Origin of the sequence: Mucilaginibacter sp. PAMC 26640 (genome assembly GCA_001596135.1) — a bacterium.
Lineage (GTDB): Bacteria > Bacteroidota > Bacteroidia > Sphingobacteriales > Sphingobacteriaceae > Mucilaginibacter.
Genome location: CP014773.1, coordinates 1,347,261 through 1,369,143 on the forward strand (window position 1 = coordinate 1,347,261; position 21,883 = coordinate 1,369,143).

The window sequence follows — 21,883 nt, forward strand, 5'->3', positions numbered from 1 at the left end:
TAAGTAAATGATAATCAAATTGTTGTATTAGGCGTACTTGGATTGCCTGGCTTCAAACCTATAGTTTTTTTGAATACTTTTGTGGCATTAGTAGATTAAATCACAAGTTCAGGAAGGGGCTTGATAACCAAAGCCATTTGAAGCAAGGTTTTTAAGCGTAAGATTGATTCGGAACAACCGTTGAATAAGGTAATAAAACCCACAGGGGAGGCTCGAAATCCGAAAAATTTCCGGACGAACGATTTTCACCACCTTTAAAGCATATGGGTTCTAATCGCGTTTAAAAGCGCTGTAACGGCCCTATCCATTACATTGGTGCTGTTTGATGGCGTCGCTAAGCTGAACACCTGCAATGGAATAAAAATGAACAAAAAAGGGGAGCAAATATTTTGCTCCCCTTTTTTTATAAGGTATTTTATAATTATAACGCGCTGGTTATAGCCGGGTCCAACGGTTTAGTTTGTGAACGGTACCTGTGAATTAGTTTGCCATTTTCATCGATCAGAAATTTTTCGAAATTCCATTTAACATCGCCGGTAAAATCTGGGTTAGCAGTTGTTGTTAGATACTTAAACAACGGGTCGATGTCTAATCCACCCACGCTAACTTTGCCACTCATTGGGAAAGTAACATTAAAGTTATCGTGGCAAAAAGCTTTTATATCCTGGTTTGTACCCGGCTCCTGGCCGCCAAAATTATTCGCCGGGAAACCCACAACAACCACTTTATCTTTGTATTGTTCTGCAAGTTTCTGTAATTCAGTGTATTGTGGAGTAAAACCACATTTAGATGCCGTGTTAACAATCAATACCTTTTTGCCTTTGTATTTGGCTAAGGAGAAGTTTTTGCCATCAATTGATTTTAATTTAAAATCATAAACGGATGATGGCGCCGAAGTTACGAACAGCAGCGACAGTATAAGTGCAAGTGTTTTCATTTGGTTAAAAAATTGGAGATGAATAATTTATGATGGTAAAAATAGGTATTAAAAGCCTCTTTTATCCAAATAGAAATCTTCTTTTAAAGTCATTTTTTTCTTGTCGGCTGCCGATTTATCCTTGTAGCCAAGCAGGTGCAAAGCGCCATGGATCATCACCCGATGCAGCTCCTTTTCTACCGAAACCGTGAATTTTGCGGCATTCTCTTTTATACGGTCAACCGAGATAAAAATATCACCGATGATCAAACCTTCTTCTTCAGAATTATCAAAGGTGATTATATCAGTATAGGTATCATGATCAAGATATTGTTGATTGATCTGCAACAGATACTCATCCGAGCAAAAAACATAAGTAAGTTCTTCCAGCTGAAAACCCTCTTCAATTATAGTGCTGGTAATCCATTTGCGCACATTAGCTTTGTTTTTGAGTTTGTAGCTAATGTCTTCCTCAAAAAATTGAATTGCAGGCATTAAATTTTAAAATGAAGTTCAACCTCGTTACCGGTGGCATTAAAAATGCACTGGTCTGCCAGGTGTTTTAATATAAATACACCCCGGCCGGTCAGCTCTTCCAGTTTATCCGGGGCTGTAGGGTCGGCAAGGTTGTTATAGTCAAAACCCGGTCCTTCATCCGTAACCGTCCAGATGATCCGTTTACTTTCCACATCAGCATTTACGATCACCATTTTATTGGCGTCCAGCTTATTGCCATGCACAATAGCATTTACGGCTGCCTCATTAAGGCAGGTCATCATGTTAGCGAAAGTATCTTCACTTATTTGGTACTTATCTGCTATTTCTTCAATCAATGTCTCCAGCTTGGTTATGCTTTCGTACTTTGAAGGAAGCTGTAAGGTATATAATTGCCCCGTTTGAAGCTGCTCCATATCATTTCCCATTAAGTTGATCATAGTATAATTTAATCTTTTGCCTGTAATACAAATTCAGTGCCGATGGAACAGTTTTCAATTGTTCTGTTTGCTTTGTCTTCACCTGCTCATAATCCTGCAAAGCCTTTATATACCCTGGAGGCTGGTTTGTAGCGGCACGGCTTTCTCTCTTGTTATCCTGGTCGCGCTGCTGTTCTGCCTTCTCTGCCTCCAGTAATCTGGTTTGAATTTGTTGCTGCCGTTTCAGTGATTCCGATGTAATTTTCCTGTTTACGAGATCGTTCTCAGTTTGTTCCATTTCTTTTGCAATTTTATCCAAACTGCCATCGGCACCCGTTCCACTTTTAGCGTCTTTATTAAGCTGTTGTAGCGCCTGCCGAATGGTCTGCTGCTCGCGTGCCATCCGGGCCATTTGTTCGCTTGAGCCCATTTTGCCCTGCTGCCCGCTATTACCCTGGCCCTGGCTGCCCTGTTTTTGCATTTGCTCGCGGGCTTTTTGCATGTTATCATTAAGCTGCTTTTGCATTTTGCTTAGTTGCGATAACGACGGCTGGCCACCTTTGCCTTTGCCGCCTTTGCTTTTGTTCATCGCTTTTTGTAATTGGTCTAGCGCCTCGCTCAATAATAAGGCCAAATTATTCATGGAGGTCATCGCATATTGCTGATTTCTGATCGCTTCAGCTGTACGGCGGTCGCCAAGCTTATCCAGCGCCTGATCGATCATACTATTGATAGCCGTTACCTCCTGGTTTACCGTGGACTGTATTTGCGGCACTCTGCGGCTCAATGCATATAAGCTGTCCTCAGCAGTTTTAAGATTGTCCTTGATATCCTTTTGCTGCTGCGCTAATTTAGTATAATTAGGGTCAGACGGGCTGGTGCCCCGCAATTGCTGCATTAGCTTTTCCTGGCCAAATGAACTGTTAACCAACGATTTTAAGAGCTCCCGCAGCTGTTTTGCATCTACCGAGTTCTGGCTGGTTTCACTTTCAGCTTCTTCTTGCGACATTTTTTGTGCCAGCTCTTTCAATTGTTTTGCGGCCTCCTGCTGAGATTTGGCTGCTTGCTGGCGATTGTTCTTTTTCAGGTTGTCGCTGCTTTTGTCCATCTGCTCATTAATGGCCTTTTTTTCTTTTTCCGGGTTTTCAAAAGATTCCTTTTTTCCGTTTTGGTCATTGGTTGCTTGCAGGTCGTCGAAGGACTTTTTAACATCCTGGAACTCTTTACTTAATTTTTGCTGCTGTTGTTGCAGGTCCTGGTTGTTTGCCTTTTCCTGCTTAGTTTGCTCCGCCAGCTTTTGCTGATCGTCCGACAGTTTATTGAGCTGGTTAATGTTCTGATTCAGCTTTTGTTCAAACTCCAGCTTTTTGTACAGGTCCAGCATCCGGTCCAGCTCTTTCTTTAACGATTTGTTATCGTTTTGCATCTTTGAAAGCTCATTGCGCGTCGCATCTTTCTGATCCTGATCCATTAGCTGCTGTAGTTTCATCAGCAGCTCTTTTGTTTTATCGTTCAGCACATTGTTAAATAAGTTTTCAATTTGCTTTTGTTTTTCTAATAGTTCTTCGTTCTGCTGTTGGTTTTCCTGGCGATTATACAGGTTTTTTTTGTTATCCTTTTGAATTTCCTTTACCAGTTCGTCCAAATCTTTCCGTTTTTGCAATAGCTCCTCCACCTGTTTTTTTTCGTCGAACGACAGGTTGTTTTTATCTAGCAAAGCCTTATTTAATTTCTGGGCATCTTTCTCCAGTTGGCCTGCCAGTTTTACCGCTGATGCCATTTTTTCTTTAACCGCCCGGGTACCGGCATTTAACTGTTCTGCCAGTGCGGCAGCATCCGGTATAGTAAGTGTTCGTTCGGGCGTGCGCGCCGTTTTTGGGCCGTTAACACCATCATTATCTGCCACTTCAAAATAGTAAGTTACCTGGTCACCCGGTTTAATTCCGGTTTCTTTAAGGTCCCAAAAATAGAAAAAGCCCGACTGAGAGGATGTCAGATCTGCCTTAACTGCTTTAGTAAACGACTTCTCCTGATTTTTAGTGCCTGTTTTGTAACGGAAGGTAAGCGTAGAAAAGCCATGATCGTCCTGTATTTTTCCGTTGAAGTAAATGGCTTTAAGGCTTACACTATCCGGTTTTTCTTCCACAGCAATTAAAGGGCTTTCGTCTGCAATTACATTGATCCGGTAGGCTGCAGAGTCGCTGCGGTTTACTGCTTCATTTAGTGGGCTTATACTATAAGTGGTGTTTTTTAAAATCCGTTGCTGGTGTTCAAATTTATTGTTCGCCAATGGTTGCACTTCTGTTGTACTGCCATTGCTGTTAAATTTAAGTGCGGTGGTATTTTGTGTAAAAAACGTCCATTTAACCATTGTTCCGGCTGGCAGTGTCAAATCGCCGGCATTCTTAATCGTTTCGTTTTTTTTATGCAAATAGGGTGGGTAAGCCAAATCGGCGTCGAAATGCTGCAGCACCGGTTTAAAATTTACAGTTATTTCGTATGGAACTGATGAAAACCCATTGCCTGATAGCCTGAAGCGGGTGTTTTTTTGTAAATTGGTAAACAGGTAGCGGAAACGGCTGATATTCTCTTTATCAAGCTTAAAGGTGCTGGCAGCGGTTTCCACGTAAACATCCGCGGGAATCTTGTCACCCGTTATTTTTAAATCTAACTTAAAATCTTCTCCCTGTACGGCGGAAAGACTTTTGTTTAGGATAACAAAACGGAAGGGTGCAGCAGGGGCAAAGTATTGATTATGGTGGATTAGCCTTTTAGTACTTTCGGTTAAAATGGAGGGCGCTGCAAATGCAATAATGCAAATAAGAGCCGCCGGCGGTATAATGTATTTTAAGTATTTATTATTCTCCCGGATGTTTACCGCTGAAGGGAAGCTTACCGGTTTTAGTGTTTCGATCTTTTGACTGATACTGGCTTCAATCAGCTCGCGATGGGCAGGGTTATCCAGCGATTGTCTTTTTAACTGGAGTGTGTTTAGCAGCTTATCGTTGATATCATGAAAGTGCCGGCCGATGATTTCCGCAGCCTGGTCATGGGTAAGCGTTTGGCCCAATTTGAGTCTGGCCAACAAAGGTGGAACAACCAGCCAGGCTATCAATGCAACGTTTAACAGGATGAAAAAGTAGAAAAGGATACTGCGGAGGGTGGTATTAAAATTGCCGAAGTACTCGCTAAGCGTAATAACCACATATGCCGAGAATATACCCGCACCCAAAAATATCAGCCCGCGCAGCAGGTTGTTATAGTGGTATTTACGAATAAATGTGTTGATCTTATCGATCAGCAGATCATAATTTTCAGCGGATGTCATAAAAGCCTAAGCTACCATTTCTGGCATTTAAACGAAAATAACTAATAATTATGGTGTTTGAAATTGATTTGCGAAATGAAATAAATAAAAATGTACTTATGCCGCATGTACTCCCACGGCCGGTTGCTCCATCAGGTGCTCTTGCCGGGCTTTTAATTTTTCTTTGTGCAGGTAACGCCAGTGGAGCCCGGCAATAATTAAAGCCGCCACGCCCTCCAACAGCATGGTGTTTGTGGTGCCGATCCATTTTGAGACCGACCCGATAATGAGCCCGCCGACAGGTTGCATGCCAAAAAAGGCCATGGCGTAAAAACTGATTACCCGGCCGCGCATATCGGGTGCTACGGTGGTTTGGATGATGGTATTACTCACCGTAATCTGAGACATCATTCCAAAACCCGCAATGGTGACAAACACCAAAGCCAAGGGATAGCTTTTTTCATGTGAGAAGAGAATGAGGCCAGCGCCAAACACGATGGTATTGATAAACAGGATCTTTTTTAGATTACTGCCTTGTTTTTGGGAAGCCAGGAAAATTGCGCCTGAAAAAGCACCGAGCCCAATAAAGCTGTCGATAACGCCGAAAGTAGACGCCGAACCATGGAAGATATCCTTAGCATAATAGGGTATCAGCGTGCTGAATGGCAACACGAATAAACTAATGAGCGCTAACATAAGGATGATAAACCGGATGGATGGCGTTTGCCGGATATAAGCCAGCCCTTCCTTTAATTCACCAAAAGCATTTTTAACATGCGTTTTGGCTTCGTATTTAGGTAGCCGCATCATGAGCAGCGAACCGATAACCGCAATAAAACTGGCGGCATTGATTCCGAAACAGATATCATCACCAAATTTTTCCAGCACCAGCCCCGCTATTCCAGGGCCTATTAGCCGGGAAAGGTTCACCATTGAAGAGTTGAGCGCGAGTGCATTTGGCAGATCTGCTTTATCCTCCACCATTTCATACACCAATGATTGCCTGGCCGGCACATCAAATGCGTTGATGATGCCTAGCACTACGCTTAGCGCCAGGATCTCCCAAACCTGGTAGTTTTTGGTAAAAATGAGGATGGTTAGTAAAATAGCTTGTATCATTGATGCCACCTGCGTGCCGAGCAATACCCGGAAGCGATTGTACCTGTCTGACACCACGCCTCCCCAAAGGGACAGTACAAATGAGGGAAACTGGCTGGCAAATAAAGTAAGCCCAAGCATAAAGGTGGAGTGCGTATGCGTATACACCACCCAGCTAACGGCAGTTTTTTGCATCCATGTGCCAATGAGAGAAATAGATTGACCAGCAAAATAGAGCTGGTAGTTGCGGCTTCGGAAAGCCTTGAATGTAGTAATAGTCATACTTTGAACCCTTGTGTGCAAACTTATGGGCTACTCAAAATCAAGCAGTTTTGTTAAGGGGCCTATTGCCTTTAACAATATCTCCTGCTCTTGGGGCGCGCAAGTGTCTGCAATGGCTCTGCTTAGCCAATGATTACGCTCTTCCCGCATCTTTAAAAGGAGGTCTGTTCCTTTGTCGGAAATCGAAACAACCACTTTGCGTTTATCCGTTTCCGATGCCTTACGATTAATCAATTCCAAATCTTCCAGATGGTTTAAGATCTGCGACATAGATTGATTTGTGATTTTTTCTAATGCAGCCAGTTCACTTGGCAACATTTCCTTTTGATAAAGCGTAGCCAATGTTGAGCGCTGTGTAAGGGATAGTTGCTGCCCGATCTCTGATTTCTTACGTAGTTTTTTAACCAGCCGTGTAATCACCGTACGAAGTTCGGCCGCCAAAAATTCTCTATCGATACTGAACATTTTATAAGTTAAACTAATAAGTTTGCCTTACAAAAATAGATTATGAATATATTATTAATATCATAATTATGTCATAAAAAATACAGGTCGATTAAGCTATTTAAGTCCAATCAAGATATTTAGTATGCCTAAATGTGTGGTTTTCAAGTATCTAAACCACGTAAATATTAAAGAGCTTAAAAACGCCTGGTTTTTTGTGTGTCAATAACACGCAATGTGCATGATAAATTAATTAAATGTAATATATTTGTTACATCTACTGGGTTTCTATACCCATTGTGATAAGGTTTAGGTTTAAGTCCCCAAAGAGCAAGTCTAAGGGGACTTTATTATTTGCTTGATCCTAAGCCTGCTAACAAAGAAAATTGATTAACAATTAAATAATTGTTAATTTATGATTAACCGGAGTTGCTTTTAAGCATATGATATTAATGTTTTGGAAAACAAATTGAGCAAACCGTCGTTTAAATGCTCATGACTATTGGTAAACGACCTAAGAGCATTTTTGTAATTGATGACGAGGCCCTCGATATCATGATTTTTAAATTGATGGTTAAGAGGGTAGATGAGTCGCTTGATGTGGATGCTATAAGCAGTGGGCACAATGCGATTGATAAACTCAACCAGATTGCTAAAACGCAACCGGAACTTATGCCTGATTATATATTTTTGGATTTAAACATGCCGGGAATGAACGGTTGGGAATTTCTGGATGAATACAAACGCTTAAATATGGATAGGATCAAAAAAACCCATATCTATATCTTGTCATCTTCTGTTTATAACAACGATCTGGCAAAATCGCAAGCCAATTCGTTGGTTGAAAATTTTATTTATAAACCAATTAATTTAGATAACCTTCGTGAAATTTTTGCGGCCGCTTAGATTTTATAATTGCAAACCAGTTTAAGCCGACCCATAGAGAGCAGATGAAAAAAAAGATACTTGTCATAGAAGATGACAGCGACATACTGGACATAACCACCACCGTACTAAATATCAACAACTTCGAAGTTTTTGGTGTAGATGGAACCGAAGACATTTTAGGCTTAGTAAAAGATCAGCAACCAGACCTTGTTTTAACGGATTATATGCTGCCTGGTTTAACAGGTGGGCAAATCTGCAAGCTTATTAAAACCAATAAAGATACTAAAGACATTCCTGTGGTGTTGATGTCTGCATACAGCAAACAGGCTATCGCAATTGGTAATTTCCAATATGATGCTTTTATAAAAAAGCCATTTGATATTAATTACCTGGTAGCAGTGATCAATAAATTCGTCAACTGATTAAGACTGTAAATTTTAGATAAACGTGTTTCATCCTAATAGTTCTCAATTACTGATTTGCGCAGCACCTATATGAAGTTATTAGGTTGATTGACTTATCAGGTATCTGGGGAATTGAGAATTATATTGAATTGGGTTTGCGGTTTCTTAGCGTAGCATGTTGAACGAAAATGATGCAGATGACGATAAAAAGACAGAAATAGAAGAGTATGTTTTGGTATGCTGTGCCAACATCTAATTGTTTAATTATATTATCGTACATTTCGTCCATTTGAGTTCCTTTCCACAACAATTTGACTATCAGCCAAAACTAAGGCGGAAAAATGAAATTTTTAATAGTGACTACGATATTGACCGGTTATCGTGTATGTTTCCCGTATTTGCTCATATTGATGATTATTGTTTGATAACAATATTTTGTGGGTGGTTGTGTAACCTGTTACTTGAAGGCTATCAAACTTATCTGAAAGATCTTAATGAGTACAAAATAAATTTAACGGCTTAGCGAACGTGCGAACAAACCATTTATATTTGTAACCCCAAAGTTCGGGATGTAGCGTAGCCAGGTATCGCGCCAACATGGGGTGCTGGAGGCCGGAAGTTCGAATCTTCTCATCCCGACATAAAAACAAAAGCCTTCAGAGCAACGTGTGAAGGCTTTTGTTTTTATGGATCCTTATATGATCAAATCGCTCTTCTGGGCCTTTTGGTCCGCTCGGCGCTACCGGCACTACCACTATTGCGCGAGGTAGAAGAAGGCGCCCGGAAACCACCGGTTCTGGGCCCGTTGAAGGGTTTTCTAACCGGTGCAGCAGGTTCTTCTTCGCGGATGCTGACACTTAAACTTTTTCCTTCCAGCATCGTGCCATCCAAAGCTTCTATGGCAGTCTCGGCACCGGTACGGTCAACCATTTCTATAAAAGCATAGCCTTTGCACACGCGCGTTTTTTTATCACGTACAATTTTTAATGTACTGATATCTCCATGAATTGCAAATAGCTTTGCTAACTCCAGTTCTCCCATTTCCAGTGGAAAACCTCCTACAAATAATTTAATCATCTAATAATACTCCTGCACAAATATGCGCCTCAAACTATAATAACGCTAATATGTTTTGAATGTTTTAAAGTAATTCTAAGCAAATTACCTGACTAAAGTTATTAATTTTTTGCCAATCCTATAGCGATCATGAATTATTTTCCGCATGTGCTTTTAAGTACATTTCGCCGGCAAAATAACCAATAGCGCAAAAAAAGACGGGCAATCGCTTCCCGCCTTTAAGCTATCGTTTAAACACCTGTTATTGTTTCTCAGGAGCTTTATTGATCAGTTCCATAAACTGGTCGAGTTTTGGGGTAATAATAATTTGGGTGCGCCTGTTTTGCACTTTACCGCTTTCGGTTGCGTTATCAGCAACAGGGTTATACTCGCCGCGACCACCGGCGGTTAAGCGTTTAGGATCTACCTGGTAGGTGTTTTGCAGGGCCTGCACTACAGAGGATGCCCTTAAAGCACTCAGATCCCAATTGTTACGGATGTTTTTTTGGCTGATAGGGATATTATCGGTATTGCCCTCTACCAATACATCATAGGTGCTGTAATCTTTAATGATCTTAGCTATTTTGCCTAACGTAGCACCTGCCTTGTCGGAGATTTCGTAGCTGCCTGATTTATACAGCATATTGTCAGATAAAGAGATGTAAACCACACCCTTTAGTACCTGTATATTCACGTCCTGTGTTTCCTGAGCGCTTAACGAGCGGGTAAGATTGTTGGTTAATACCATGTTAAGCGAGTCGCTTTTGTTTTTGGCATTTACCAGTTGTTGAATATACTTGTTAGAGCTGTTGATCTCATCAACCAGTTTTGAGATATTTACGTTACCCTGGCTGCTGGAGTTTAAGCATTTGTTTAAAGCCTCTTGTAACTGTTTCGCGTTTGACCGTTCTGATGCTAATTGTTCTTCCAGGCTGGTTACGCGGCCACTTGCTACAGCCAGGTTGCGTTCGCTTAAAAGGTATCTGCCTTTTAAATCGCGGGTGTTGCTGTCCAGCTGGTTATAGTTGGTTTGTAACTCTTTATATTTTTTTGAGCTTACGCAACTTTGCGTCGCCACTGCCAAAACAAGCAATGCCGGTATAATTAATTTGATTTTCATATACTTATGTTTTTGATATTAAATTAGTTAAGGGTGAGGTTTACGTACTTAACGCTTTTTAGTTGTAGATAGTGCATCATAGCTCATAAATGAGAAAAGGAGAATGCGGTGTAATAATGTCTGCAGCGTAATTGCGCAGCTCTCAGTATTTAAAAAATACGCCAGATTGCAGCAGTGGCATCTGGCAAAATATATTTACCTTATCAGAAACTTTTATAAGCGGTGTTTTCGTATAACGCTACGTAGTTAAAATCAATCAAATTAATGTATATCAATCACATACGCTTTTTTAAATTAAGCGTAGCTTTTTTAGTTTTACTAAATTATGCGCCACTTCGGGCTAGTACCCCTGGTGTTCGGGTTGATAGCATTAAGAATTTATTGGCAACGTCATTAAAAGCACAGGCGCCTGCAGATACCTCCACCATCAATAGCCTTAACAAACTTGCCGAGGATTATTTTCAATCTAACCCGGACAGCGCATTTTACTATGGCCAAAAAGGTGTTACCCTTTCTCGCAAAATTAAATACGATAAAGGCATTGCAGATGGTTTGTTGCAAACGGGGCATGTAAACTATTTTAAGGGCCGATCAGACAAGGCGCAGAAAGATTTTGATGAGGCGATAGTTATTTTTAAACGGTTGGGAAACTATAAAGGGTTAAGCGCTTGCTATGTTTACCTCGGGCGTATGTATACCCTGCTGGCGGATTATAGGCAGGCCCTTATCTACCTCAACCAGGCCTTGCTTATAACCCAAAAAATTAAAGACGAAAAAGCCCTGACTGATATTTACAAAAACATCGGTGTGGTTCATTACAGCAAGGGTGACCTATCCAAAGCGCTGGACTTTTATTATAAAGCGCTGTTTATAGCTGTAAAAAACCACTACACCGGGCCATCTGCCGAGCTGTACAATGATATAGGCCTGGTACTGCAAAACATGGAGGTGTATCAAAAAGCTATTGACAATTATCAACGGGCACTTGATCTGTTTGAGGGTACAAAGAATTACCAGGCCATTGCTACCATAAACGAAAACATTGGTGAAGTGCTGTTGGCTCAGAAAGAATACACAAAGGCTATTGGTTACCTGAGCACCTCCCTAAAGGTTGCAAAAAGCCAGGGAGATATTGATGGCTTGTGCTCATTATATACCGATTTAGGATTGTGCTACGCCAATCAGGGCCGGGGTGAGTTGGCTATCAAATACCTTGATACTGCGCTAAGCATATCAAGCAAGTACAAATATGTGTTTAACCAGGCGTACGCGTTAATTGGTTTGTCTACTGCGTACAACATGCAAAAAGATTATAGTAAAGCCTACAGCCACGCTATGAGAGGCCAGGCGCTGGCCATTCAGCTGGGAAATTTACAGGTAAGAGCAAATGCCGCGCTGCAACTAAGCAAAACGCTGGCCGGCCTGGGGCGGTTTGATGATGCCTATTTGTATCTCAATCAGTATATGGAGCTCAAAACCAAGCTCAAGGCTAATGAAAGTATCCAAAAACTCACCTCGTATAATTATGAGTTAGATTTCAGCACCAAAGAACAGCACTTACAGGAACAGCAGAGGGAACAGACACTGCTTTATAAGCAAAAAATTTCTGAACAGCGGTCACTCAATATCATTTTCGGGATCATCATTTTAGCGATGGTGATCATCCTGGCAAGTTACTACCGGCAAAAACGTCAACAGCAAAAAATAAATGCGCGGCTCGAAGAAAAGAACAGGGAAGTGGTGCTGCAAAAAATAAGCCTCGATGAACAAACCTACGAACTAAACGATCTGAATAAATTAAAAGACAGACTGATTTCAATACTGGCACATGATCTCCGGGCGCCGTTAAGTACGCTCCGCGGGATGTTTGATCTGTTAGTAGATGATTCTATCACCCATGAGGAAATGCTGGCGATGATTCCCGAAGTGCTAAAGAAACTGGAGTACACGTCTGACTTTTTAGATACGCTGCTTTTTTGGATCAATAGCCAAATGGAAAGTTTTGTGAGTTCGGTAACAACCTTTTCGGTATCCGATATAATAAATTGCGAGATAGATAATTATCGCGATGCGGCGAACCATAAGGGCGTAACGTTAATCGGGACTGTTCCGCAAGGGCTAATGGGCTCCGCAGATCCTAATTCTATCCGGATCGTTATCAGGAATTTAATTACCAATGCCATCAAGTTTACGGGTAAGGGTGATACTATTGAAGTGTCTTCGGGTTTTCAGGATGATGATACTATAATGGTAACCATAAAAGATACAGGTGTGGGCATGCCCGTGCAACAGGCCGCCAAACTATTCAAAACCAAAGTAGACAGTAAAACCGGAACTAATAACGAGCTTGGAACCGGCCTTGGCCTGCTATTTTGCAAAGATCTGGTAGAAAAATGTAACGGCAAGATCTGGGTAACCAGCGAACCGGGCATTGGTACGGTGTTTTCGTTTACCCTCCCTGCAGGTAAGCACATAAACTAATTATAAGCACCCCAAGCAGGCCGCTTTATATTAAATTGCTTTCGTTTTCTGCATCGTCCTCGCTTTTCTTTTTATCAACTAGCTCAATCAAGATTTCACTATCAATAAAGTCGTTTTGTTTCTTAGAAGGAGGCGGGGCTGCACCAGTTACGGCAATGCCTGTAAGGGCCAAAAATAAGAAGAGCACAAGGCTGCAAAGCCTCAGAAATTGCTTGAATTTTTTCACATGAAATAAAATAAAGCATTATAGCCGGGTAGGTATTAAACCAATTGAAGAAGGTGGTGTAACTTGGGCTAACTTAATCCCGCGGCATATTGCAGGTGCTTCACCTGGAAAGCAAGTGAAGGTTTAATATTAAGAGCGCGCTGCACCTGGGTGCGCGATTGATGGCCAATGTACCGGGTAAACAGTATCGGCTTTGGATAAACAGATAATTGGGCATTAATCAGGATATGGTGTTTAACCTGAAACTGCGGCCACTCTTGACCGCATTGTAGTTTGGGGGCACTCTTTATGCAAAGTTCAATTTGATGAACTGAAGTGCTTTCATGAACATGGCGCACTTTTTTGATGTGCCCCGAAATAAAAAACAGGCCCAACAATAGCGCAACAGTAATCGTTGTGCGTTTAACGTAGCCGTACAGGCTATTATTTATTGTGCCGGTTAGCATTGATATAAAGATATAATATTTTTTTAGTTTACTCATAATTGATCTTCTCAGCCTTTTATATGGTAAATGTTGTATTTGTCGGAATTTAATTTTACTTTGCGTAACAAAACAACTTTCCCTGCGTTAAACTATATTATACCGGGGCAGTCATAATAACAATATTGTTAACCTTAAACACCGCATGTTATGTTAAAAAGCTATCAATCCATTTATGTATCTTTTTACAGGTGGAACTTTAAAAACTTTGGGCAGGGTAGAAGCTTGCCAGAATTTAAATCAATTTTTAACGTAAGTTTTTTGCTGGTTGTGCTGCTTACCAACGCTATGTTATTCACCAAGCTAATGATCAAAGGCCAGTTCATCAACATTGGGATGGGCACCTGCCTGGCTATCGTTGTAGGCGCGGTTTTTTTCTTGCTCATCAATCACCTGATCCTCTTAAACAACAAATGGTTTAGTAAAGTTAATTTGCACATGGCGCACATTACTACCCGCCGTAATATGAACCTATGTTCTGCAGCTTTGCTGCTTAACGTTTTTATAGCCTGTGGGTTAAGTTTTATCTGCTAAAACTACCCATGCTCAGGATTTTTAAGGCCCACATTTTGCGCCTTTTTTATTGCAATGCTTTTTGGGTATGATGAGCAAGCATTGTTTGTGCAATTCTTTTTGCGAATTGTATTTCTGAATAGGCTTCCGCAGATAAAACATCAGTCTATTATCAAAACGAAGTTTTATTCTATATCTTTCGCTGAGATATCCCGGTTAATTAATGAGCGACAAGCGAGACTTCAGGTTGAACAATTTTGATTTGCTACGGTTACTGGCGGCAATAGAAGTGATTTTCGATCATTATTTTGAGCATCTTAAAATACCTTTGAGTCACACCTGGTTAAAAATCATTTACTTGTTCCCGGGGGTGCCCGTTTTTTTTATTATTAGCGGTTATCTTATCTCGGCATCCTATGAACGTAACAGCGGGTTAAAAAACTATGCCCGTAATCGTGCGCTTAGAATTTACCCTGGCCTTTGGGGCTGTATAATAGTCACACTAGTTGTTTTTACTTTAACCGGAGTGAATTTTCTCAATAAGGAAACAATAGCCTGGCTGCCGGCTCAGTTGACGGGTCTTATTTACACACCCCACTTTTTGGCCAATTACGGCTTCGGTTCCTACAACGGTAGTTTGTGGACCATCCCTATCGAACTACAGTTTTATATGGTGCTGCCTGTTTGCTTTTTGCTGGCACCGAAACGTCAAATGAATTTTTGGTTCATTACTTTATTTTTAGGGTTTGTAGTGCTGTATATCGCCTGCAGCCTGCTGCCGCTTAGCAGCAAGTTAACAAAGCTACTCGACTACACCTTTATACCGCATTTCTACCTTTTTTTACTGGGCGTTATTTTCCAAAGGCTGCGCATCTATCAATCCGCGTTTATTTATGGCAAGGCGCTTTACTGGATAGTTCCATACGTTGCTTTTACCTTGTTCTTTTTCGACAGGATAGAGGCGGTTTACTTTACACTTATGCAGTTTATATTCCTCGCTTTCACGTTGCTGTCCATGGCGTACACCTTGCCTGGTTTGGCCGGTAAACTGCTGCGGCGAAACGATATTTCTTATGGTATTTATATGTATCACGGGCTCATCATTACCATAGCCGTTGAATTAAAATGGGTAGGTTACCTCAGCATTCCCGTTCTGATATTACTAACCGTTGTGCTTGCTGCCTTATCCTGGTTCTTTATCGAAAAGCCCTTTATTAAGCGGAAAGAGCGAACGATACATACGGTGGATTGACATATTCCCTAAAACGAGGTTAGTTCTTAGTGGCTGATAATACCTGCAAAAAAGCTGGCATTTTGACTGGTGTGAGGTTAATTTTCTGGTTTGGAAAGGTTTAAAAAAGCACCTGATCAACTCGGCTAAGCGGTTATCCTCCTCTCAAAAAAAATCTATATCTTTCGGTTTATAAAAACCTTATCAATTGTGTTAGTTAAAACCTTTGGGAGTGCGGTTTATGGGATCCAGGCGATAACCATAACCGTGGAAGTGAATATTGCATCCGGCACCAAATACTTTGTAGTGGGCCTCCCGGATGTAGCCATTAAGGAAAGTTATTTCCGCATAGATTCTGCCCTGAAGAATTGTGGCTACCGGATGCCACGCCAGCAGGTGGTGGTTAACATGGCCCCTGCGGATATCAAAAAAGAAGGATCCTCTTATGACCTTACCATTGCCGTTGGCGTATTGGCAGCCTCAGGGCAGATAGAATCTGACGAGCTGGATATATACCTCATTATGGGCGAGCTGTCATTAGATGGCAGTCTGCAGCCGATAAAAGGTGCTTTGCCGATTTCTGTACAAGCCCGAAAAGAGAAATATAAAGGCTTCATCCTTCCCAAGCAAAATGCCAGAGAGGCCGCCATTGTAAATGAACTTGAGGTTTACGGTGTGGAAAATATTAAACAGGTTGCCGACTTTTTTAATGGCACCGGCTTGTTAGAGCGGGAGGTAGTTAATACAAGGGAAGAGTTTTATGACAGCCTTACCAATTACGATAGCGATTTTAGTGACGTACGCGGGCAGGAAAATATCAAACGCGCGTTGGAGATTGCTGCTGCCGGTGGCCATAACGTAATACTGATCGGCCCGCCGGGGGCTGGAAAAACCATGCTGGCCAGGCGCCTGCCATCTTTATTGCCGCCACTGAGCTTACATGAATCTTTAGAAACCACCAAGATCCATTCCGTCGCAGGGAAATTATCCGCTGCCGATGCGTTGGTAACTACCCGGCCATTCAGATCGCCGCATCACACCATTAGCGATGTAGCACTTGTGGGCGGAGGGAGCAACCCGCAGCCCGGCGAGATTTCGCTGGCGCATAATGGCGTGTTGTTTTTGGATGAATTCCCCGAATTTAAACGCAGCGCACTGGAGGTGATGCGCCAGCCACTGGAGGAACGCCGGGTAACCATATCCCGTGCTAAATTTACGGTAGATTATCCGAGCAGTTTTATGCTGATAGCCAGCATGAACCCATGCCCTTGCGGTTATTATAACCACCCGGAGAAAGAGTGTATTTGCCCGCCCGGTACGGTACAAAAATATTTAAGCAAGATCTCTGGCCCGCTGCTGGATAGGATTGATCTGCATGTGGAAGTTACCCCGGTGAATTTTAGCGAATTATCATCTGACCGGCTTGCGGAAAAAAGCGAGTTTATTCGCGACAGGGTGATCCTGGCCCGGGAAAAGCAAACCGAGCGATTTGGAACCAAGCCAGATTTGCATGCAAACGCGCAGATGAGCCCGCAAATGGTTAGGGAGATTTGCAAAATAAGCCAGGCCGGGCAAACTTTGCTAAAAAAAGCGATGGAAAAACTGGGGCTTTCCGCGCGTGCTTATGACCGTATATTGAAGGTATCGCGCACCATTGCGGACCTGGCAGGCAGCGACGAAATTTTACTGGAGCACCTGGCAGAAGCGATCCATTTTAGAAGTTTGGATAGAGAAGGGTGGGCGGGATAAGCCCCTCATTAAATGCTTTGACAATAGGCCGTTTGATGTAACATGTTTGTTATAGTGCTTTTAATGTGTTCATTTGATTGCAGTTACCTTATTTTTATAAGGGCAAACAAATGGGCCTGTCCGTCAAATTGGATGTTTAAACACCCTTGGCGTTTTAATTAAAAAATTTGCATCTTTTAAAAGTAATTTATAGCTTCACCCGCTCATCCCCTATGAATAAAGTGCCCAAAAAAATTATTATTTTCGATGATGACGAGGATATCTTGTCAATCTGCAGCTACATATTAGAGGAACAAGGCTGGGAGGTAAGCACCTTTACCGATTGTAATGATATTATAGAAAAAGTTTCTGGTATTATGCCAGACGTGATCCTGATGGACAATTGGATCCCGGATGCAGGCGGCATTGTTGCTACACAAACGTTAAAGAAAGATGATAAACTGAAAAATATACCCGTTGTTTATTTTTCTGCTAACAGCGATATCCAATTATTGGCAGACCATGCCGGTGCAGAAACATACCTTGCTAAACCGTTTGATCTGGAAGAATTGGAACGAGTGATCAGTACCGTTTTGATAGATCAGTAGGCATTCATATTATTTATTTAAAAAGCCATCTGGAATTTCCAGATGGCTTTTTTTTTTAGCATTACATCGGCGGTCCACCTGGTCCGCCGCCACCTGGTCCGCCACCGCCTGGTCCGCCGCCGCCATTTCTAAAACCGCGACCCGGATCCTGGCTTGGGCTTTTGCCAGAGAATTTTTGCAGACGCAAGGTAAACGTTACCAGGAAATATCTGCCCAACCGGTTTACATTGGTTTGCGTTACGATGCTACCGTTTGTTGTGGTAGAAAAACCAGTGTTTTCATTGAAAATATCATAGGTAGCAAATCTTAAGGTGCCTCTGTGATCTTTTAAAAAACGTCGTTCTACGTAAGCATTAAACAGATTGGGGTTTTTAACGTTGAGGCTGCTTGCATAGCCATAGTTCAATTGTTTGGTGTAATCGTAACTAAGCGTCCAGTCTTTCCAGAAATAATTTTTACCACTGAGGCCTAAGTTCCATACCCTGATATCGGTATTGGCACTGTAAAGGGCAGTGTTTAAAGAGTTTGTAGTTTTGTTGATGGCATAGCTGGTGCTTGCTTCAGCATCAATAACATCGGTAATATTGGTCCTGAAACGCAAGCTTGGCGTTAATGTCAGTGTCTTGGCGATGTTTTTTTCTATCGGTGTCAGGATATCAGAATTTGTACTATCTGCCGATTGAGAATAACCTATATTATTGGTGTAAGTTAAATTGGTATTGAGAATAAGGGTGTATTTACGCTCGCTCCAGGGTTTTGCGTAAACCACGCCACCATTTATCTGGTAATAGCCGTCGGCGTTTAAATACTGCGTTAAATTGGTGTTTTGCAGTCTTTTTTGTTGCTCGGTAGCTGTTGCTAAAAAAGCCTGTGTGTATTTTGGATATACGATGGTGTTAGAAACGATCTTATTGTCAGTTTGGGTAACAGAGAAATTAGTGAAGAAGATGTTACCCGTTTGAAAGCTGAATTTGTTATAACGAAGTTGCAGGCTATTGGTAAACTCCGGGTTCAGGTTGGCATTACCCTGTACAGGATAAAGCGCGTTGGAAAAATCAATAACCGGTTGTATTTGATTGAAGGCCGGCTGGTTACTGCTGCCATTGTAGTTTACACTAAAAGACTGGCTTCTTGAGAAGTTATACACATATCTGGCGGTTGGTATAATGTTAAAGGTAGTGACTTTTGTAGGCTGTGTAGTGCGTGAGGAGAAACCTTCTAAAGTAGCTGGTTGTGCACCCACGCCCAGCGTTAAATTGTATTTAGCTTCTACCAGTCGGTAATTTAAACCAAAGCGGTTGGTGGTGAAAGTATAATTGTACTGGTTGCTAAGCAGCGCATCGCGGGAAAATGAGTTGGATATGGTGTCCAATACGTCAGTCCGTTTGTCGCTGGTGTTATAATTGTGGTTATACGCGTAGTTGGCTTCTAAAAAGCCGTGTTTGCTTATCGGTTCCAGGTAGGAGAAATTTACGCCATAGGTATTGGTACGGCTGTCTGTGTTGATCACCTGGTTAGCAGGCGCGGTGCCGGTGCCAATGGTGTAATTATAAATTGGATTATCGTATTGGTTGGTTTTACTCGTGGAAGCGTTAAAGTTGATACTTAGATTTCTTCCATGGCCATTAAAACGGTGATTGTACAACCCATTGATACCGTAGTTTGGAGCAGAAGAATTAGTGATAGAAGTTGAGGTGTAAGCCAGGTTGGTAATGCTGTTACGGGTAGAAGTAACATTATCGAAGCTATTTACATCGCTGCCGGAATAGGAAAAGTTAGGTGTTAACTTTAAATAGTTTACGGTGTCGGGCTTCCATTCTATATTAAAATTAAACCGGTGATTGATGGGGTTGCTGGTTTCCTGGCTGATTTGGTTACTGGTACTGGGTGTTTGAAAATTATTGGTTTGTAAAATGGTAGAGTTGGTAAATGTGGTGTTGTTGCTAAAGCTATAGCTGCCATAAACCGATACATGTTTACCCCATTGATCCCTGAAATTAAGGCCAATAGAACGTGCATTGGTTATACCATTGGCATTGGTGGTAGAGCCATTGTTTCCGCCTCTCAATGCATTGCCACGGCCACCGCCGCCCCCGCCGCCAAAACCACCACCGCCTGCGGCTCCGCCTGTTGCAGAACCAAAGCTAAATGTATTAACGTTAGTATTGTTGATGCTACCCAAAACGGAGATCTGCTGATCGCCCTTAAATTTAAAGAAGTTTAGCAGGCCTACGTACCGGTTATCATTTGTTACTCCGGGCTGTTTAGGCAATAGGTCAGATCCGTCGCCGGCAGTGGCCTGGCCAAAGTAACCGTAGTTTTTATCTTTACGGATAGTGAAGTTCAGCACTTTAGTTGGCTCACCTGTTTTTACGCCGGTTAAATTTGCCTGATCACCGTAATCATCCACTACCTGTACACTTTCTATCACATCTGCAGGTAGGTTTTTAGTTGCGCTAAGTACGTCACCTCCAAAAAAGTCTTTGCCATTTACCCTAACTTTGGTAACCTGTTTGCCCTGGGCAGTAACGGTTCCGTCTTTAGCTACATCTATCCCCGGGATCTTTTTCAGGACATCCTCAATAGGTGCGTTTTCCCGAACTTTGTATGCTGAGACGCTGTATTGGATGGTATCCTCTTTAAAAACAACGGGGTTAACGCCCACAACGGTTACACCGTTGAGTTGCCTTACATCAGATTTTAGGATGATTGGTGGCAACGATACAGGTTTGGCATCGTTATCAAGTGTGTAATGTTTAATTAAGCCCTGGTAGCCGATTGATGATATGGTTAGGGTGATTTTGCTTCCCTTAACAGCCGGGAAAACGAAGGCCCCGTTCACATCGGCTGTAGTTGTCAAATTGTCGCCCTGGTCCGATTCTATTTTAATACTGCTACCAGGCAGCGTAATTTTAGTGGAATCTATTACCGTTCCGCGCAACGTGCGGGTGGCCTGCGCATTTGATCTGATGGCGGTGCAGGTTAAAATGGCAACAAGTAAAAAAATGTATTTCATAATATTTTTAACAATTGGTGGTAATATCCCCACCACTAGTACACAGATAGTATACAAATGTTCACTTTAATGTGGTTAATTGATTATCAATCATATCATTGTTACATATTATAATAGCCATAGCAATATTATTGTTACATCTGCAAACAAAAAGCCCCGCATTTGCAGGGCTTTGATGATTGTTGATAAGAAAATTAGTAGTAGGCTATATTACTGGTTAGACAAGTGTATTGCCGAAGCCAGTTGCGTGTAATTGTTTACGTTTACACCCGGGTGCGATGCAGAAAAGCCGGTTAGGGTGGTACCTTTAAGTATAACTACCCTAAAATCTAAACCGCTTGCAGTGAAATTAGATTTTACACTAATGTATCCAACGTCATAAGATGACAGTGCTAAAGTTTGTCCTGCTTCAGAATATGGCAATGCGTAGTAGCCGGTGTTGCTGCCCGAAATCCGGAAGAAAATCAACACCACGCCTTTATCTACAACGTCTTGTGTGATAGCAGATACGCTGAAGGTGGTAAAACCGGTTAAAAATACACTTTGATTAGTTAAGAGATAGCTGTCAACGTTAGCGTTTCCATCAGCACCTGCCGCGCCGGTAGCACCTGCAGCACCTGTTGCACCTGTTGCTCCTGTTGCTCCTGTTGCTCCAGTCGCTCCTGCCGGCCCCTGTGCGCCTGCTGCGCCAGTTGCACCGGTTGCACCGGTTTGTCCGGTTGCACCAGCCGGTCCTTGCGCACCTGTTTGCCCTGTAGCTCCGGTAGCGCCTGTTGCACCTGCCGGTCCAGCCGGTCCTTGTGCGCCGTCTGCTCCATTAGTACCATTAGTTCCATTCGCCCCGGCGGGCCCTGTTGCACCTGTTGCACCTGTTGCTCCGGTTGCTCCGGTAGCTCCAGTTGCTCCGGGTGTGCCTGTACTTGAGCCCGGCGCGCCCGTGGCACCGGTAGCTCCGGTAGCACCCTGCGGGCCTTGTGGACCTGCCGCCCCGGTGGCTCCTGTAGCCCCAGTGGCGCCATCGGCCCCTGTTGCACCAGCCGGACCAGGCGTTATCGTTTTTTTGCAAGCGCCAAGGCTTAATAAGCAAGTTACTGAAATTACAAAAAGAGTATTGGTTATCTTCATATTGGTGACGTTAGAGTGTCCTTGTACGGGGGAAATGTTAATAA

General features: G+C 42.4%; 19 protein-coding genes, 1 tRNA gene and 1 pseudogene. 9 read left to right on the forward strand and 12 right to left on the reverse strand.

What is annotated here, in order from left to right; all coding sequences use genetic code 11:
- Positions 1-421: 421 nt before the first annotated feature.
- The 6 genes from A0256_05780 to A0256_05805 all read right to left on the reverse strand — a co-directional run bounded on the left by A0256_05780 (position 422) and on the right by A0256_05805 (position 6,982).
- On the reverse strand, positions 422-937 hold the full coding sequence (locus tag A0256_05780; GenBank protein ID AMR30969.1) for a glutathione peroxidase: 516 nt from the start codon (positions 935-937) through the stop codon (positions 422-424).
- 48 nt (positions 938-985) lie between these two features.
- Positions 986-1,411, reverse strand: a complete 426-nt coding sequence (locus tag A0256_05785; protein AMR30970.1) for an rRNA maturation factor — start codon at positions 1,409-1,411, stop codon at positions 986-988.
- Entirely contained in the window at positions 1,411-1,827 is a 417-nt protein-coding gene (locus A0256_05790; protein AMR34443.1) for a serine/threonine protein kinase, read from the reverse strand. The genes A0256_05785 and A0256_05790 overlap by 1 nt, the downstream gene beginning before the upstream one ends.
- A gap of 1 nt (position 1,828) precedes the next feature.
- Complete coding sequence (locus A0256_05795; protein AMR30971.1) at positions 1,829-5,158, reverse strand: hypothetical protein; 3,330 nt, start codon at positions 5,156-5,158, stop codon at positions 1,829-1,831.
- A gap of 96 nt (positions 5,159-5,254) precedes the next feature.
- Positions 5,255-6,517, reverse strand: coding sequence for an MFS transporter (locus A0256_05800; protein AMR30972.1), 1,263 nt, complete (start codon positions 6,515-6,517; stop codon positions 5,255-5,257).
- Between the two features lie 30 nt (positions 6,518-6,547).
- Positions 6,548-6,982, reverse strand: a complete 435-nt coding sequence (locus A0256_05805) for a hypothetical protein (GenBank protein AMR30973.1) — start codon at positions 6,980-6,982, stop codon at positions 6,548-6,550.
- Positions 6,983-7,456: 474 nt separating this feature from the next.
- Between A0256_05805 and A0256_05810 the strand changes: the two genes are divergently transcribed.
- The 3 genes from A0256_05810 (at position 7,457) to A0256_05820 (ending at position 8,892) form a co-directional block, all read left to right on the forward strand.
- Entirely contained in the window at positions 7,457-7,867 is a 411-nt protein-coding gene (locus tag A0256_05810; GenBank protein ID AMR30974.1) for a hypothetical protein, read from the forward strand.
- Positions 7,868-7,911: 44 nt separating this feature from the next.
- Positions 7,912-8,271, forward strand: a complete 360-nt coding sequence (locus tag A0256_05815; GenBank protein ID AMR30975.1) for a hypothetical protein — start codon at positions 7,912-7,914, stop codon at positions 8,269-8,271.
- 547 nt (positions 8,272-8,818) lie between these two features.
- Positions 8,819-8,892: transfer RNA gene (locus tag A0256_05820), tRNA-Pro, on the forward strand.
- A gap of 63 nt (positions 8,893-8,955) precedes the next feature.
- Here the strand turns inward: A0256_05820 and A0256_05825 are convergent.
- Both A0256_05825 and A0256_05830 read right to left on the reverse strand, forming a co-directional pair.
- Positions 8,956-9,330 carry a hypothetical protein gene (locus A0256_05825; GenBank protein ID AMR30976.1) on the reverse strand — a complete coding sequence of 125 codons (375 nt, stop codon included), beginning with the start codon at positions 9,328-9,330 and terminating at the stop codon, positions 8,956-8,958.
- A 241-nt stretch (positions 9,331-9,571) separates the two neighbouring features.
- The gene (locus A0256_05830; GenBank protein AMR30977.1) at positions 9,572-10,429 is read right to left on the reverse strand and encodes a hypothetical protein; all 858 of its coding nucleotides are present in this window, start codon (positions 10,427-10,429) and stop codon (positions 9,572-9,574) included.
- Positions 10,430-10,693: 264 nt separating this feature from the next.
- On the opposite strand from A0256_05830, the gene A0256_05835 reads away from it, so the two are divergent.
- On the forward strand, positions 10,694-12,910 hold the full coding sequence (locus A0256_05835) for a hypothetical protein (protein AMR30978.1): 2,217 nt from the start codon (positions 10,694-10,696) through the stop codon (positions 12,908-12,910).
- 25 nt (positions 12,911-12,935) lie between these two features.
- Here A0256_05835 and A0256_05840 read toward each other — a convergent pair whose 3' ends face one another.
- On the reverse strand, positions 12,936-13,136 hold the full coding sequence (locus A0256_05840; GenBank protein AMR30979.1) for a hypothetical protein: 201 nt from the start codon (positions 13,134-13,136) through the stop codon (positions 12,936-12,938).
- A 68-nt stretch (positions 13,137-13,204) separates the two neighbouring features.
- Positions 13,205-13,618: a hypothetical protein gene (locus A0256_05845; protein ID AMR30980.1), complete on the reverse strand. Its 414-nt coding sequence runs from the start codon at positions 13,616-13,618 to the stop codon at positions 13,205-13,207.
- A gap of 150 nt (positions 13,619-13,768) precedes the next feature.
- Between A0256_05845 and A0256_05850 the strand changes: the two genes are divergently transcribed.
- From A0256_05850 to A0256_05870, 5 genes are all read left to right on the forward strand, one after another.
- Entirely contained in the window at positions 13,769-14,152 is a 384-nt protein-coding gene (locus A0256_05850; GenBank protein AMR30981.1) for a hypothetical protein, read from the forward strand.
- Positions 14,153-14,206: 54 nt separating this feature from the next.
- Complete coding sequence (locus tag A0256_05855; protein AMR30982.1) at positions 14,207-14,392, forward strand: hypothetical protein; 186 nt, start codon at positions 14,207-14,209, stop codon at positions 14,390-14,392.
- Entirely contained in the window at positions 14,379-15,383 is a 1,005-nt protein-coding gene (locus A0256_05860; protein ID AMR30983.1) for a hypothetical protein, read from the forward strand. Before A0256_05855 ends, A0256_05860 begins: the two co-directional genes overlap by 14 nt.
- 189 nt (positions 15,384-15,572) lie before the next feature.
- Complete coding sequence (locus A0256_05865) at positions 15,573-17,111, forward strand: magnesium chelatase (protein AMR30984.1); 1,539 nt, start codon at positions 15,573-15,575, stop codon at positions 17,109-17,111.
- A gap of 212 nt (positions 17,112-17,323) precedes the next feature.
- A complete protein-coding gene (locus A0256_05870) occupies positions 17,324-17,698 on the forward strand; it encodes a response regulator receiver protein (protein AMR30985.1) in 375 nt (124 codons plus the stop codon).
- Between the two features lie 61 nt (positions 17,699-17,759).
- Here A0256_05870 and A0256_05875 read toward each other — a convergent pair whose 3' ends face one another.
- Positions 17,760-20,714 carry a hypothetical protein gene (locus A0256_05875; GenBank protein AMR30986.1) on the reverse strand — a complete coding sequence of 985 codons (2,955 nt, stop codon included), beginning with the start codon at positions 20,712-20,714 and terminating at the stop codon, positions 17,760-17,762.
- 579 nt (positions 20,715-21,293) lie between these two features.
- Positions 21,294-21,791 (reverse strand): annotated as a pseudogene (locus A0256_05880) (hypothetical protein).
- Positions 21,792-21,883 lie beyond the last annotated feature (92 nt).

Coding starts and splice junctions, on each gene's coding strand:
- A0256_05780 (AMR30969.1), bottom strand. CDS start 937: ATGAAAACACTTGCACTTATACTGTCGCTGCTGTTCGTAACTTCGGCG.
- A0256_05785 (AMR30970.1), bottom strand. CDS start 1,411: ATGCCTGCAATTCAATTTTTTGAGGAAGACATTAGCTACAAACTCAAA.
- A0256_05790 (AMR34443.1), bottom strand. CDS start 1,827: ATGGAGCAGCTTCAAACGGGGCAATTATATACCTTACAGCTTCCTTCA.
- A0256_05795 (AMR30971.1), bottom strand. CDS start 5,158: ATGACATCCGCTGAAAATTATGATCTGCTGATCGATAAGATCAACACA.
- A0256_05800 (AMR30972.1), bottom strand. CDS start 6,517: ATGACTATTACTACATTCAAGGCTTTCCGAAGCCGCAACTACCAGCTC.
- A0256_05805 (AMR30973.1), bottom strand. CDS start 6,982: ATGTTCAGTATCGATAGAGAATTTTTGGCGGCCGAACTTCGTACGGTG.
- A0256_05810 (AMR30974.1), top strand. CDS start 7,457: ATGACTATTGGTAAACGACCTAAGAGCATTTTTGTAATTGATGACGAG.
- A0256_05815 (AMR30975.1), top strand. CDS start 7,912: ATGAAAAAAAAGATACTTGTCATAGAAGATGACAGCGACATACTGGAC.
- A0256_05825 (AMR30976.1), bottom strand. CDS start 9,330: ATGATTAAATTATTTGTAGGAGGTTTTCCACTGGAAATGGGAGAACTG.
- A0256_05830 (AMR30977.1), bottom strand. CDS start 10,429: ATGAAAATCAAATTAATTATACCGGCATTGCTTGTTTTGGCAGTGGCG.
- A0256_05835 (AMR30978.1), top strand. CDS start 10,694: ATGTATATCAATCACATACGCTTTTTTAAATTAAGCGTAGCTTTTTTA.
- A0256_05845 (AMR30980.1), bottom strand. CDS start 13,618: ATGAGTAAACTAAAAAAATATTATATCTTTATATCAATGCTAACCGGC.
- A0256_05850 (AMR30981.1), top strand. CDS start 13,769: ATGTTAAAAAGCTATCAATCCATTTATGTATCTTTTTACAGGTGGAAC.
- A0256_05855 (AMR30982.1), top strand. CDS start 14,207: ATGCTTTTTGGGTATGATGAGCAAGCATTGTTTGTGCAATTCTTTTTG.
- A0256_05870 (AMR30985.1), top strand. CDS start 17,324: ATGAATAAAGTGCCCAAAAAAATTATTATTTTCGATGATGACGAGGAT.
- A0256_05875 (AMR30986.1), bottom strand. CDS start 20,714: ATGAAATACATTTTTTTACTTGTTGCCATTTTAACCTGCACCGCCATC.